13 protein-coding genes are annotated in these 13620 nt (G+C 53.6%); 7 read left to right on the top strand and 6 right to left on the bottom strand.

What is annotated here, in order from left to right; all coding sequences use genetic code 11:
- The first annotated feature begins 11 nt into the window (after positions 1 to 11).
- Both BN8_RS29620 and BN8_RS29615 read left to right on the top strand, forming a co-directional pair.
- Positions 12 to 1292 carry a glycoside hydrolase family 2 TIM barrel-domain containing protein gene (locus BN8_RS29620; protein ID WP_009285647.1) on the top strand — a complete coding sequence of 427 codons (1281 nt, stop codon included), beginning with the start codon at positions 12 to 14 and terminating at the stop codon, positions 1290 to 1292.
- Positions 1293 to 1451: 159 nt separating this feature from the next.
- Positions 1452 to 2648, top strand: a complete 1197-nt coding sequence (locus BN8_RS29615; protein WP_009285646.1) for a Gfo/Idh/MocA family protein — start codon at positions 1452 to 1454, stop codon at positions 2646 to 2648.
- A gap of 82 nt (positions 2649 to 2730) precedes the next feature.
- Here the strand turns inward: BN8_RS29615 and BN8_RS29610 are convergent, their stop codons facing one another.
- On the bottom strand, positions 2731 to 4071 hold the full coding sequence (locus tag BN8_RS29610) for an SGNH/GDSL hydrolase family protein (protein WP_009285645.1): 1341 nt from the start codon (positions 4069 to 4071) through the stop codon (positions 2731 to 2733).
- 149 nt (positions 4072 to 4220) lie between these two features.
- Between BN8_RS29610 and BN8_RS29605 the strand changes: the two genes are divergently transcribed.
- Entirely contained in the window at positions 4221 to 4967 is a 747-nt protein-coding gene (locus BN8_RS29605) for a YqjF family protein (protein WP_009285644.1), read from the top strand.
- A 71-nt stretch (positions 4968 to 5038) separates the two neighbouring features.
- On the opposite strand, the gene BN8_RS29600 is transcribed toward BN8_RS29605, so the two are convergent.
- Positions 5039 to 6499 carry a Gfo/Idh/MocA family protein gene (locus tag BN8_RS29600; protein ID WP_009285643.1) on the bottom strand — a complete coding sequence of 487 codons (1461 nt, stop codon included), beginning with the start codon at positions 6497 to 6499 and terminating at the stop codon, positions 5039 to 5041.
- Positions 6500 to 6624: 125 nt separating this feature from the next.
- On the opposite strand from BN8_RS29600, the gene BN8_RS29595 reads away from it, so the two are divergent.
- Positions 6625 to 7773 (top strand): YncE family protein, encoded by a 1149-nt coding sequence (locus BN8_RS29595; protein ID WP_009285642.1) that lies wholly within the window; start codon positions 6625 to 6627, stop codon positions 7771 to 7773.
- Between the two features lie 70 nt (positions 7774 to 7843).
- On the opposite strand, the gene BN8_RS29590 is transcribed toward BN8_RS29595, so the two are convergent.
- Positions 7844 to 8194, bottom strand: coding sequence for a hypothetical protein (locus BN8_RS29590; RefSeq protein WP_144051853.1), 351 nt, complete (start codon positions 8192 to 8194; stop codon positions 7844 to 7846).
- Positions 8195 to 8447: 253 nt separating this feature from the next.
- Here BN8_RS29590 and BN8_RS29585 point away from each other — a divergent pair, with 253 nt between their 5' ends.
- From BN8_RS29585 to BN8_RS29575, 3 genes are all read left to right on the top strand, one after another.
- Positions 8448 to 9608: a sensor histidine kinase gene (locus BN8_RS29585; RefSeq protein ID WP_009285640.1), complete on the top strand. Its 1161-nt coding sequence runs from the start codon at positions 8448 to 8450 to the stop codon at positions 9606 to 9608.
- A gap of 90 nt (positions 9609 to 9698) precedes the next feature.
- Positions 9699 to 10445 (top strand): LytR/AlgR family response regulator transcription factor, encoded by a 747-nt coding sequence (locus BN8_RS29580; RefSeq protein ID WP_009285638.1) that lies wholly within the window; start codon positions 9699 to 9701, stop codon positions 10443 to 10445.
- Positions 10446 to 10673: 228 nt separating this feature from the next.
- A complete protein-coding gene (locus BN8_RS29575) occupies positions 10674 to 11606 on the top strand; it encodes a sugar phosphate isomerase/epimerase family protein (RefSeq protein WP_009285637.1) in 933 nt (310 codons plus the stop codon).
- On the opposite strand, the gene BN8_RS29570 is transcribed toward BN8_RS29575, so the two are convergent.
- The 3 genes from BN8_RS29570 to BN8_RS29560 all read right to left on the bottom strand — a co-directional run bounded on the left by BN8_RS29570 (position 11603) and on the right by BN8_RS29560 (position 13604).
- Positions 11603 to 12697 carry an AI-2E family transporter gene (locus BN8_RS29570; RefSeq protein ID WP_009285636.1) on the bottom strand — a complete coding sequence of 365 codons (1095 nt, stop codon included), beginning with the start codon at positions 12695 to 12697 and terminating at the stop codon, positions 11603 to 11605. The two genes, BN8_RS29575 and BN8_RS29570, sit on opposite strands and share 4 nt — an antisense overlap.
- A gap of 166 nt (positions 12698 to 12863) precedes the next feature.
- Positions 12864 to 13355 (bottom strand): hypothetical protein, encoded by a 492-nt coding sequence (locus BN8_RS29565; RefSeq protein WP_144051852.1) that lies wholly within the window; start codon positions 13353 to 13355, stop codon positions 12864 to 12866.
- Between the two features lie 63 nt (positions 13356 to 13418).
- A complete protein-coding gene (locus tag BN8_RS29560; protein ID WP_009285633.1) occupies positions 13419 to 13604 on the bottom strand; it encodes a hypothetical protein in 186 nt (61 codons plus the stop codon).
- Between the last annotated feature and the right edge of the window lie 16 nt (positions 13605 to 13620).

The following is a 13620-nucleotide window of genomic DNA, read 5'->3' as shown; positions in this document are numbered from 1 at the left end:
TTTCGCACTGTATGAAACACGTTTTGTCTTTCCTGCTCCCCTTACTTATCTGGGAATCAGTTTCTGCTCAGGCAACCCGGCCATCAACCGTCCGGCTTACACAGCAAAACGGAACGTATCAACTGCTCGTTAACAACAAACCCTATTTCATCAAAGGGGCCGTTGGCAGCGACTACCTTGAAAAGCTGAAACAATACGGCGGCAACTCGATCCGCGCCAACAGCAGAAGCCTCGACAAAGCCCACGCACTGGGCCTGACGGTATTGGTGAACCTACCCGTACGTGCGGAGCGGGATGGCATGAACTACGGCGACACCGAAGCCGTGCGGCAACAACACGACAAGGTGCTGGAGATTGTTCGGCAGACCAAGGATCATCCGGCGGTGCTGATGTGGGCGCTGGGTAACGAACTGGATTTTATTCAGGCCAACGTCAAAGACAAATACAACCTGAACGTTTGGGACGCCGTCAACGCACTGGCGCAGGAGATCCACCGGATTGACCCTAACCACCCCATTATGACGGTCGTCGGCTCCATCAGTGCCGAAAAAATCAAGGATTTACTCACCAAGTGCCCAGACCTCGATCTGCTGGGCATCAACGAGTACGGCGATCTGAACAAAATTCCGCAGTGGCTTCGGCAGTTCGGCTGGCAGAAACCCTATGCCGTGACGGAATGGGGGCCAACCGGTTTCTGGCAGGTTCGCAAAACACCCTGGAAAGTGCCCATTGAGGAAACCAGCAGCATGAAGGCCGACAAGTACCGTGAGCGCTACGACAATGCAATTGCAGCCGACAAAGCACTGTGTGTTGGGTCCTACGTCTTCCTCTGGCGGCAGCACCAGGAACGTACACATACGTGGTTTGGCATGTTCGACGAAAATGGTCTGGAAACGGAAGCCGTCGACGTAATGCACCACGCCTGGACGGGTAAATGGCCTGCCAACCGCACTCCCCGGCTGGATTCGGTCAAAATCGGCAATCAAACGGCTTACGATGGTGTGTACCTGCAACCCGGTCAATCGTATCAGGCTACGGTTTGGGTGACCGACCCGGAAAGTGACCCAATCCGCTACAATTGGGAAGTACTGCGCGAAGGCACCAGCTTTCCGTACGGCGGCAACGGCGAGAAGCGCCCCCCTGCCCTACCCGGTTTGATCAACGCACCCGACAACCGCCAAATTTCGTTTCAGGCTCCAGCCGAAGAAGGACCGTACCGCCTGTTCGTTTACGCCTACGATGGAAAAGGGCATTGGGCCACGGCGAACGTACCGTTTTTCGTGAAGAAGTGATGGTAGCAGGCAAACGTGCAGACTGACAAAAACGCATCAGGGCAACTAAAGTAAAAGACTACAAATCAACTATGTATTACCAAGAAACACTATTTACCACCGTCGATAATTAGTCAAGTCTTACTATTTTCAGGATAGCAATAATTACTGATTCACCGTATGAAATCGCCTAAATCCATCAGCCGATCCGAATTCCTCAACCAGGTAGGAGCCCTCGGAACAGTAGCTGCCTTAACCCAACCAGCCCTCGCGAAAAGCCGGCCGGTACCTGATACTCCGCCCGGAACGGTCGACCGGAAAATTCGTCTGGCTGTCATTGGTTGCGGTAGCGTGTCGAATATGTACCTGCCACACCTGTCGAAATCGCCTTATGTGGAACTGGTCAGTACCTGCGACATCATTCCCGAACGGGCGCAGAAAGCGGCCAGTAAATACAACATTCCGAATCATTACCCGCACATTGACCAATTGCTGGCCGGCGCTCCGTTCGATCTGCTCGTTAACCTGACTAACATGCAGGAACACGGTCGGCTGAACAAACAGGCACTGCTGGCCGGTAAGCACATATGGAGCGAAAAACCAATGGCCAATAACTACCGCGAAGGCCGCGAACTGCTCGAGCTGGCGCAGAAGAAACAACTTCGTATCTGGGGAGCTCCGGCGGTCGTGATGAGCCCGCAGTTTGCCTTTATGGCCCAGGCAATCAAGGCCGGTAAACTGGGCAAAGTGTCAGCTGCTCATGCACACTACGGGCATTTAGGACCAACCTGGTCGGCTTTCTTCTACGAGAAAGGCGGTGGTAGCCTTCCTGATCTGGGCGTTTATAACCTGGCTACATTGACCGGTCTGCTTGGTCCCGCCCGATCCGTCATGGCCATGACGAGCATTGTTACACCCACCCGCAAAACCGACAACAAAGGGGATGTCCCGGTCGAAGCGGAAGACAATGCCATGGTCCTGATCGACCACGGCAACGGTACTCTCTCACACGTGCAGTGCGGCTTCAACTACTTTGATCCATACGGTCACGAAGGAACGGGCCAAGAAAAACCAACCATCACCGTCTGGGGCACCCAGGGCAACTTGGCCCTGATCGGTTACGACTGGGCTCCTTTTGGCGTCGATCTGGCCACGGCCGCCGATGAAAAAGGACAGCGCTACGTTACGGACCCGTCCGATTATCGTTGGGAAATGGGAGCGTCTGTCATTGCCGAGCACATAGCTCTGGGTAAAGAGCCTCTTATTCAGGCTGAGCACGCGCTGCACGTACTGGAAATAATCGAGGCCGCTCGAACCTCCGGGCAAACCGGTAAGCGGGTAAAGCTTCAGTCGTCTTTCCGCTGGCCTTTGGTATAAGCGTTGTTCGTGCTGGTAACAGCCTGGCCAAACATGAAGTCTGGTTGTATACCCCTTAGTTGTACAGCGGGTAAGTGTCAAACTAGTCCCGCAACGGCGGCTGATACACCCGGATTTCGTGCAGCCCCGACAGCGCCCGGCCGGACAATTCGAGTACGTGCTCGCCATTGGCCACCCCCTGCAGAACTGTCACCGTTCGTCCATCGGCGGGGCTGATCGTATCACGGCACATGGAGGCCACCTGCCAACGTAACGTATCGCCCGGTTTCAGCCAGGAGAACTGCCGGAAATCGCCGGGGTTCTTCCGCCGGAACCAGTAGTACGGTTCTATCACGATACGTCCGGAGCGGGAGGTAAACGGCTTATCGCTGCTACCCTCTCCATCGTGGCCCGTTTTTGAACCGCTCACCCGAAAGCCAACTTCCTGCCGGACGCTGTCAACGGCCGTAATGGTCAACGTCCAGTCCTCGGCCTGAGGCTGCCCAGCCAATTGGACGGTGAGCGGCTGACCGATATGGGTCAGGAAGAAACCATCGGGCTTGCGACTCGGCCGGGTATGGTAGTAGCAACCCAGTGTGGCCAACGGCTTTTGACCATCCACCAACACGGAAGCGCTGCTCGTTGAGGGGCTCCAAACCAGATCAACCCGGTTGCCAGTCACCGGCAGGCGAAGTCTGTCTTTTCGAACGGTAAAGTCCTTGCCGGCTTTCAGCACATGTACCCCAGCCAAGGACACTGGCCCGGTGGGCAGCGTTTCGAAATAGCGCTTGATGATTTCTGCCATCAGGTAGTTTCCGTGGTCGTTCAGGTGGACATTATCGGTTAGTAAGGTCGATGCTGACAACTTGTTCTGGGCCAGGTATGCTTTCCAGGCCGTCCGGATGTCAATCAACGCCAGTTGGTACTTGTCGCACAGCGCCGGCAGCCACACGTTGCAATGACGATCATGCCAGGTCTCGTTTTGCCCAACCGCTACGTGATCGGTCTGGATAGCTATTTCCGCCGTAGTCCGGCTGCGAATGGTTCGGATGATCTGTTCGTAATCGTCCTCGTTGCCGTAGTCATGAAACAAGATCAGGTCTGGGTAAAACGCCACCACATCGTTATCGACCATGAGTTTCAGGCGATCGGAGCTGAAGCCACCAATCGCTTTGTTGACCATCACCAGGTTAGCCTGCGGGTAGCGCTGCTCCAGAAAATGCTTAACCTGTTTCCACCAGTCCTGCATACTGATTGACTGCCCGTATACCAGCACCCGTACTTCCTGAGACTGCGCTGACGTAGCGCCTGTTAACATCGAAGCTGTTCGGGGTAGCCGGGTCGCAAACCGGCTGGCGTCGGCGACCGGCGGGACGGGAAAATACGACTGTGCAAAGGCGTATAGGGGCAATAAAAGGCCCAGCAGGGTGCAGAGAAAAGGCATATCGGATCAGGAGCTACAAACTACGTTCGGGTCAGCGTTACACAAAGCTCATACAAACTCACCTGGTTCCTGGCCTGCTCTGTCCGGGTTGATCTGCCCGAATGCGCTACGTTAAACAAATCGGCTCCACACGGAATTGACAGTGAGATATGACTAAGCGAACGTTTTTGACAGCGCAATGGCGTAAGCTACTGATGCTGAATTACGAAGTTGACCCGGCTGTTCTGGAACCGTACCTGCCGCCAGCCACCGAACTGGACTTGTGGCAGGGTAAAGCGCTGGTAAGTATGGTTGGCTTCCTGTTTCTGGACACACGCGTACTGGGCGTTAAGTGGCCGTGGCACGTCAATTTTGAAGAAGTTAACCTCCGTTTTTACGTCAGGCATTACGACGGCACCCACTGGAAGCGCGGCACCGTATTCGTCAGCGAAATCGTACCCAAACCAATCATTGCGCTGATCGCCAACACGCTCTATAATGAGCACTACCGGGCCATGTCCATGCGGCATCAGATTACCCAGATCGACGGGGGCCAAACCCGGCTGAATTTTGAGTGGAAGTACAACGGCCGTTGGAACAAACTTGGCGCTACGGTCGATAGCGATTTGCACGATATGACGCCCGACAGCGCCGAGTCGTTCATCTTTGAACACTATTGGGGTTATAATGCTCTCAATGCCACAACCTCGCTTGAATATCAGGTTGAACACATACCCTGGCAGATTGCGACGGTCAGCAACGCCTTTTTTGATGCCGACGTAGCCAGTCTTTACGGCGACGCCTTTGTTCCGTATTTGACCGCAACGCCCTATTCCGTTTTTTACGCCGAAGGCTCCAACGTAGCGGTCCGGGTAGCCGGCAAGGTGCGGCCGGTGGCAAAAACCACCGCTGTATAGCCGGTCAGACGATTGCCCTACACCGGTCCTTTCAGCAGACCACTGTAGGGCAAACAAACCGCTGACAGCCTTTATGATTTTTTAGCGCTACTCTTCGCTGTTGCTACTGTCTTTTTAACAGGAGTCCCCGTTTTTTTGGCTGGGGCAGCTCCAGTGGTTTTCGTCATTGTAACGGGGTCCCAGTACACCACCTTGTTGTCGAAATAGCTTTCGTTGCAGGCCAGCACCGGTGCCGCAGCCCGGAAACCGAACACCGGGTCCTCGATCGTGCCCTGACTGCCCTCGCGCACGTTCTTGAAGAAGTCGCCGAAGTGCTTGGCATGTGCATCGTCGTCTTTCGGAGATTCGAAGCGAACCTCTTTCACCGGCTCGGCCGAACGGCTTTCGGGTGGGTACTGCGCATCGTACTTCCGCACAAACTCCTGCTGCACTTCCGGCGTAAACGTAAAGAAGCTGTCGTAATTGCCGTAGCCGGGGGCCAGCGGCAATTTCTTCTTGGTCAGGATCAGGTTATCCTCCGAAAACTCGATCTGGCCTTCGTTTCCAATGATGCGCGTTACGTTCTGAATCTTACCCGCGTTGGCGAAGTTCACCCGCAGCACCATCTGAAAGGCTTCGTGTTGGTCCGTTTTGGGGTAATCCATGATGCTCGTCATCACATCAGGTACGTCGCGGCCGTCTTTCCAGTAGGCAAGGTTACCCGACGAAAAAATTCGGTTGGGGCCCAGCGAATTAGTCACGAAATGTACGCCCGTAATGAGGTGAACGAACAGGTCGCCGGCTACGCCCGTGCCGTAGTCCCTGTAATTCCGCCAGCGAAAGAATCGTTTGGGCTCGAACGCACGCTTGGGCGCATCGCCCAGGAACCGGTCCCAGTCCAGTGTTTTCGCCGAAGCATCGGGCGGAATGGAGTAGTTCCAGGCACCAATGGCGTTGAAACGGTCGTTGTTGGACTCGATGTAGTTGATGGCACCGATGTCGCCCGCCTGCACCATTCGCTTGGCTTCCTGGAAAGCCGCGCTGCTGATTCGCTGGCTACCTACCTGCATGGTCTTGCCCGACTTTTTCCAGGCGTCGATTACGGCCTTGCCTTCGTTGATGTGATGCACCATCGGCTTCTCGCAATACACATGCTTACCCGCTTTCAGGGCCGCGATGGTAATGTGATCGTGCCAGTGGTCGGGCGTCACGACAAGCACCGCGTCTACATCCGGGCGGGCCAGAACTTCGCGAAAGTCGCGGGTGGTGAACAGGTCAGGGTTATTAAACGCCGTTTTCGCCGTGTCGAGCCGTCCCTGATACAAATCGGCCACGGCCACCAGTTCAACGTCGGGGTTACGCAGGGCGGCCCGGGTATCGTAGTTTCCCTGAATACCCATACCGATGGTAGCAATCCGGATTTTGTCGTTTGGGCTAACCTTCTTCAGGTTCGGAATGTAGTTGAATCCGAGCGGGCGTGCCAGGCCCTGGGTTGCTACCAGCGCCGAAGCGGCCGACAGGCCCTTTATGAATTTGCGACGAGATGCTTGCATAGAACAAAGTTGATTAATCGTCCTGGGTGTAAAAGCCACTTATCGAGTAGATTTACCCTTGCACATTATTTGTTCTTTGCAACCTCCTTAACCGCTTCATAATCAATAAAAAAACATAATTACCCATGTCGACCCGAGCGCTGTTCTTACTCCTCTGGACAGGTTTGCTGACCCTGCTGCTGGCGGCTAAACCGATCTTATTTACCGATAATGCCGATTCAGCCAAACCCCGCAAGGCTGCGAAACGGTACCTCTACGTAGCAACTCCGGGCATTCGAAACTATCTGGAATACGGCGGACACGGTTTACTGGTCTACGACATCGACAATCAGCACCGGCTGGTGAAGCGTATTCCGTTGGCGGGTTTAGGTGCAGACGGCAAACCACTCAATGTGAAAGGGATTGCGGTCAGTCTGGCCACTCAATGCGTCTATGTCAGCACGATTAATACGCTGCAATGCGTCGATCTGACTACGGAGAAACTGCGCTGGGAGCGAACGTACGAAGGCGGTTGCGACCGCATGTCCATCGCCCCCGATGGCAAAACAATCTATCTGCCGTCGTTTGAAAAGGAACACTGGCACGTAGTGGATGCCGCTTCGGGCGATGTACTCCGCAAGATTGTCACGAACTCCGGGGCGCACAACACCCTGTATGGTCCGGACGGCTCACGGGTTTATCTCGCTGGACTACGTTCGCCCAACATGACGGTGGTCGATACCCGTAGTGGCACCACGCGTCAGGTAGGGCCGTTCAGCGCCAGCATCCGACCGTTTACGATCAACGGCCGTCAGACGCTGCTGTTCGTCAACGTCAATGAGCTGTTGGGTTTTGAAGTAGGCGACATCACAACCGGACAGAAACTCCACCGAGTTGAAGTCAGCGGGTTTCAGAAGGGCCCGGTCAAACGGCATGGGTGCCCCAGTCACGGCATTGGCCTGACGCCGGACGAACAGGAAGTATGGCTGGTTGATGCGTTCAATCAACGTATCCACATTTTCGATGCCCATATGATGCCACCAAAGCAACTGGAAAGCCTTCCGGTACGGGATCAGCCCGGTTGGATAACCTTTAGCCGGGACGGCCGGTACGCCTATCCATCGACGGGCGAAGTGATTGATGTAAAAACGAGAAAAACTCTGGCGACTCTACAGGATGAGAAAGGGCAGCCGGTGCAGAGCGAGAAGATGGTCGAAATTCAATTTGATGGTCCCAGGGCCGTGCAGGCCGGCGATCAATTCGGGATTGGTCGGCTACTGGGCGAGATGAAATAATGGTACTGAGTACTGTCAGGTGGTGTCAGGTGCTTCACCTGACACCACCTGACAGTACTCATCAAATAGCCTAGTTTTTATCAAACTGAATGGCTACCCACTGCCGGTCGGTTGGCATTTTGTGCGTTTCATTCCAGACAAACATGGCCTGTTCCAGGGCGGCATTCAGGTTACGCTGGGTCTGGCGACGGGCAATGTTCAGCCGACGGCTCATCGTTTCTTCGTAAATCAGTTGCTGCTTGTCGTTATAGAACCGAACCGTGCAGTGGCGATCTTTCGGATTCCATTCGACGACCCACGAACCCTCACGGGCTATGGTCAGGGGCTTCCTGTTTGTGGTAGGCTGTGCCTGGGCCGTGAACGAAGCAGTTGCAAAAAAGGCGGCCAGTACGGCCAGGCGGAGGAAAGCGTTTGATTTCATGGCATTTGCGTTTTTGGTGCGTGTTGTATTTGTCGTTAACTGAATCAAAAGTAGAAACACCACGAACCCTCTGCTGGCAAAATCGCTCAACGTGGTTTGTAAACCGCTACAAGGCACTTCATTGGCTATCAGTGACATTAATCGCCAGACAATGCTGTTCGGCGACGATCGGTCGCCGTTTGTCGACAAACCCGACAGTTCGTAGGTGAGCCCCTTTTGTTTGTCTATCTTCGGGTTAGTAATCAGCAGGTTTATGCAACTTCTGACCAAAGAATTTGTCTTCTCAAATCAGCCCCGTCAGCGATTGGCGCGACACGGTCTATTCTGGTTCGTGTTTTGGGTTTTCTCGTTCCTCATTTATGGTACACGACCCGCTCAATACTGGCATCTGGTCTATGGCGAAGACCTATTGAAGGCACTACTGAAAGGCTGGTTGGTGGCCGCTGTCGATGCCCTGCTCTACCTGCCTTCGCACATGACTCTGACGTACGCAACGATGTACATCATATTGCCCCTCTTTGTGTTTCGGGGTAAGTACTTTCAGGCCGTTTTGGGCGTAATTATCTTTATGGTTTTGAGCGCGGTGGTTGCTGCCAGCGCTACTGTTTGGGTCATTGTTCCCCTTCATACGGCTTACGGAGCCCCCTCGCCAAGCGACACGTTTTTTTATTCAATGATCGCCGGATTACGGGGCGCTACGACCATTGCCGGATTTGCGGCTTCCATCAAACTGGCCAAAGTCTGGTATCTAAAACAGGAAGCGTATCAGCAGATTGAACGGGAGAAACTTCAGGCCGAACTACAGTTGCTGAAGTCGCAGGTACACCCGCATTTCCTGTTCAATACGTTAAATAACCTCTACGCCCTGACGCTGCGCAAATCAGACCGGTCCCCGGCCGTCGTACTGAAACTGTCTGAACTGTTGAGCTACATGCTCTACGATTGCAATGCCTCGGAAGTGCCCGTCGAAAAAGAGATTGCGTTCATGCGCAACTACATCGGGCTTGAGCAGCTACGCTACGGCGACCGGCTCGATATGTCCATCAACATTTCGGGCGACTACCAGAGTAAGCTCATTGCCCCCCTGCTGCTGGTACCCTTTCTCGAAAATGCGTTTAAACACGGCACCAGCGAACAACTGGAACAGGCCTGGATGCACCTCGATCTCTCGGTGCAGGGCACTACGTTAAAATTCAAGCTGATTAACAGTCGGGAAGCCACCGAACACGACGAAACCTACGTGGGGGGCATTGGGCTACAGAACGTAAAAAAGCGCCTTCATCTGTTGTATCCCGACCGCCACGACTTGCGGATTACGGCCGAAGATGAGACCTTTATGGTCACGCTCACGCTGGAGCTGTCGCCAATAAAAGTGCCTTACCAATCGGCAGTTCGGCTGACGGAAGCGGTATGATTATCGTTTGACGTTAACTGTTGGTCGTTGTCATCAAGCCAATACGTAACATCAACTTACGAACGTCAGACCTTAAACTCTTTTTTAACCATGAACATACGCTGCTTACTGGTTGATGACGAACCGCCCGCCCTGGAAGTGATCGAGTCGTACATTGATATGGTCGACGGACTGGAGATCGTAGGTAAATGCCACAACGCGATCCAGGCGTTCAGTCGGTTGCAGGAAACCCCGGTCGACCTGATGTTTCTGGACATCAAGATGCCCAAACTGCTCGGAACGGATTTTCTGCGCAGCCTGCGCCAGCCTCCTAAAGTGATTTTTACGACCGCCTATCGCGATTACGCCCTGGACGGCTACGAACTGGACGTTGTTGATTACCTGCTCAAGCCGATTTCGTTCGAGCGGTTTCTGCGGGCCGTTTCAAAAGTCATGAAGGCGGAGCCCATTCAGGTGGGTACCAGCCAGACAGCCTCAATCCCCATCCCGTCCGTCGAAAAAACAGCAACAACCACCAGCACATTCCTGTATTTCCGGGCCGACCGCAAGATGGTGAAGGTGTTCACCCGCGACATTCTCTACGTCGAGAGCCTGAAAGATTACGTTAAAATCATTACCACGAACGCCAAACCACTGCTGGTCAAGCAAAGCATCAGTTCGCTGGAAGCCATGCTTCCTGAGGATGATTTTGTGCGTATTCACCGGTCGTATATTGTCGCCATCGACAAGATCACAGCCTATACACCAACGCACGTGGACGTAGCGGGTCAGGAATTACCCATCGGCCGGCTGTATCAGAAAGATGTCGGCCGGGTGCTGAAAGTGGGAATGGAGTGAGTTCTATCCGGAAATAAGACGGCAAGAAATTCGGTTATGAGTCGGCTACGTGAGGCATAACAAGCCCTTGAAGGGACCGAACAGACACTTAAAGAATCGGCTTTTTGAACAGCAATCATGGTTTGGGAACAACGTAACAGATGAGCGGGCGCTGACGTATGCTCAACCGTTTGAACTGGCCCGAACTATACATTAACGACATCGTTAAACGCTTGCCTTATCCCTGACATGCCCTCCCTCTCCCGTCGCCAATTCCTTCAATCGTCCGCACTCCTGGCAGGTAGCGCCGTTGTGCCTGCGCTATCAGCGTTCCGAACCGGACCAAATCCCCTGAGGCTGGGTGGCCCTGTCTTCCTGAAAAGCGACGATCCGGCCGAATTGGCACGGGAGCACCGGCGACTGCGTTACAGTGCCGCCTACGTACCCAAGGTAGAGCTTAATGACACGGCCAGAATTGCGGCTATTCAGAAAGCGTTCGCGGCCGAGAACGTCCTGATTGCGGAGGTGGGTGCCTGGGTGAACATGCTGGATCAGGATGCGGAGAAACGTAAAAAGAACCTGGCCTACGTAACCGATCGGCTGGCGCTGGCCGAAGCCGTTGGCGCACTGACCTGCGTCAACATTGCCGGATCGTACAACCCCGTCAATTGGGACGGCCCCGATCCGCACAATCTCGGCCCGGAGTTTTTCGATGCTACGGTCGAGAACTGCCGTAAGGTCATCGACGCCGTGAAGCCCAAACGGGCCAAATTTGCCCTGGAGATGATGGGCTGGAGCCTGCCCGACGGCGCGGATTCGTACCTGAAATTTATCAAAGCCATCGACCGCCCGGCCTTTGCCGCGCACATTGACGTAGCCAACATCATCAACAGTCCGGATCGTTTCTATAACAACACCGCTTTAATCAACGATACGTTTCGCAAACTAGGGCGCTGGGTGGTATCTGTCCATGCTAAAGACATTGTTGGAAAAGACGGCCATTTCGCCGAAACCATGCCCGGACGCGGTGGAATGGACTACGCAACGTACCTGCGTAACGTTACGGCACTACCACGCGAGATTCCGTTGATGCTGGAGCATCTACGCACTGCCGAAGAATACGACGAAGCACGGCAGTTTGTCATCAAAAAGGCCGACGAAGCCCGGATACCACTGGCCTAGCTACGAATTCTACCCAGCATCTGCTTCATTTTACCCATCCACTGGGGCTCGTCCAACTCGTTGCTTAACAAAAAGCTATACGGATGAAGAGCCGGAATGTGCTCGCAGACGATCCGGATAATGGCAAACAGGGGCTCAAAAAGTATCATACCGGGAATTCCCCAGATCAACTCTCCCGCCACAACGGCGATAATGGTAAAGATGGGACTTAAATCCAGTTTGTTACCCATCACCAGTGGTTCGATAATGTTGTTATCAATGATCTGAGCGGCAACCAAAATCACAATTGTCGGCAATAGCAGATCCGGTGAGCCGTTCAGAAAAGCCATACCCAACGGAAAAGTGGCCCCAACAAAGGCCCCTATATACGGAATCAGGGTAGGAATGACAGCGATAATACTCACTAAAACAGCGTTCTGAAGCCCCAGAATCGATAGGCCAATCGCATAGAAGACTGCCAGAAACAACATGGAGATCAGCCGTCCGATCAGGTACTGCGCCGAAACCTGGGTGATTTTATCCAGCGAATCCCGCATATCCGACCGGTTTTCAGGAGCCGCGAGTTTCAGGAAAAAATCGCGAAATTTTTCGCGCTTCCACATCAGAAAAAACATGTAGAGAACAACCAGCACGAACGACGTTATCAAACCACCTAATGCCCCGACAACGGCTGTGATGGTTTGCCCTGATGACGACGACAGCTTCGACACCTGCGACTTTAGCGAACTGATCTGCTCCTGGGCTGTAAGCCCAAAGCGCTGATGTACCCACTCCTGGGCTTGCTGCAAAAAATCCTGCAACTTGGGCTTGATCTGTGGCCAATCGTTGGCAAACGTGACGGCCTGCGCATAGATGACCCCGCAGAAGCCCGCAATTAATACCAATAGCAACAGAATAGACAGCAGCGTGGCACTAAGACGCCCCACCCCCCAGCGTTCGAGCCGGTAACTCACCGGCAGGAACAACATCGACAAAATGACGGCAAAAAAGAGCGGCACCAGAAAGGGTCGGCCGAAATACAGAATGATAACGATTAAAACCCCAAGCAAAAGGGCACCATCAACCTGGTAGATAGAGACTCGTTTATTCATACGTTGTAGTCACCTGAGGTTGCCTGGTACGCATCTGATCCTATTGACCAATGAACGGTGCGCACAAGCGTGGTCAGGTTGGCAATAAACTACCAGCGGTGCAGTGTAGCACCACAACCGCCCGTTTATTTATTGACGGGGGCCGGTCTATTACCATTTGGTCAACCTACTGAACTTTTCGGTACACTACCCGCTGCAGATTGTCCACCGAGTAGCTACTGACGCCATTTGTCGGATTAGTGAGTTTTTTGCCGGACGTAACCTCAAAAATCAGTTCATTTCCCCGAAGTTCATACGTAGCCGTCAGCAGGATACCATTTACCTCGAATACACTGTAGAGTTTGCTGCCGAACTGATAGTCCGTCAGGAGCGTACCCTCGCCCTCATCAGTGATAAACACCCCTTTACTGGCGTCACTGACCCGCAGGGTATAGTCTTTGGTCATCGGTCGAGTGGTCGACTGATACTCTGTTTTCCAGGTCAGCACATCCGGCTGATTAGTCTTTGCAATGGTTAGCCGTACCGGCACGCTATCGGTCAGGGCTTTTTGCCGGTAGATATACATGGTGCCGGTCCAGACACCAAGCCACTGCTCCGACAACTGAGCATGGGCCGTTTCGAAACGAAACAACCCCATGCCCAGTAGTAAAGCGATCAAGAGGCTGCGATAGTGATCAGTAATAAGTCGTTTTGCGGTGTTCATGCATTAAATATGCATGCGCTACGCCTTACCGTGCAACTGTCGGTAGCGAATGATACCAATTTCTTTCTTATTCACTTCCCGAATCTCCTGCGTTGGCTCGGGTTGTACACGACTGGCCAGCGTCGAGACCTGCCTGGTCAGCGAATCGACCTGTTTTTGCAGGAGCGCCACCTGTTCATGTAGTGAGTTTACCTGTGTGTTCATGGATGTTGTCTTTTAA

Origin of the sequence: Fibrisoma limi BUZ 3 (assembly GCF_000296815.2) — a bacterium.
Lineage (GTDB): Bacteria > Bacteroidota > Bacteroidia > Cytophagales > Spirosomataceae > Fibrisoma > Fibrisoma limi.
This window is presented reverse-complemented; position numbering and strand designations above follow the sequence as displayed.

Bases quoted from the DNA above. Each gene is read 5' to 3' on its own strand.
- BN8_RS29585 (WP_009285640.1), top strand. From the start codon at position 8,448: ATGCAACTTCTGACCAAAGAATTTGTCTTCTCAAATCAGCCCCGTCAG.
- BN8_RS29620 (WP_009285647.1), top strand. From the start codon at position 12: ATGAAACACGTTTTGTCTTTCCTGCTCCCCTTACTTATCTGGGAATCA.
- BN8_RS29580 (WP_009285638.1), top strand. From the start codon at position 9,699: ATGAACATACGCTGCTTACTGGTTGATGACGAACCGCCCGCCCTGGAA.
- BN8_RS29605 (WP_009285644.1), top strand. From the start codon at position 4,221: ATGACTAAGCGAACGTTTTTGACAGCGCAATGGCGTAAGCTACTGATG.
- BN8_RS29590 (WP_144051853.1), bottom strand. From the start codon at position 8,194: ATGAAATCAAACGCTTTCCTCCGCCTGGCCGTACTGGCCGCCTTTTTT.
- BN8_RS29610 (WP_009285645.1), bottom strand. From the start codon at position 4,071: ATGCCTTTTCTCTGCACCCTGCTGGGCCTTTTATTGCCCCTATACGCC.
- BN8_RS29600 (WP_009285643.1), bottom strand. From the start codon at position 6,499: ATGCAAGCATCTCGTCGCAAATTCATAAAGGGCCTGTCGGCCGCTTCG.
- BN8_RS29560 (WP_009285633.1), bottom strand. From the start codon at position 13,604: ATGAACACACAGGTAAACTCACTACATGAACAGGTGGCGCTCCTGCAA.
- BN8_RS29570 (WP_009285636.1), bottom strand. From the start codon at position 12,697: ATGAATAAACGAGTCTCTATCTACCAGGTTGATGGTGCCCTTTTGCTT.
- BN8_RS29575 (WP_009285637.1), top strand. From the start codon at position 10,674: ATGCCCTCCCTCTCCCGTCGCCAATTCCTTCAATCGTCCGCACTCCTG.
- BN8_RS29615 (WP_009285646.1), top strand. From the start codon at position 1,452: ATGAAATCGCCTAAATCCATCAGCCGATCCGAATTCCTCAACCAGGTA.
- BN8_RS29595 (WP_009285642.1), top strand. From the start codon at position 6,625: ATGTCGACCCGAGCGCTGTTCTTACTCCTCTGGACAGGTTTGCTGACC.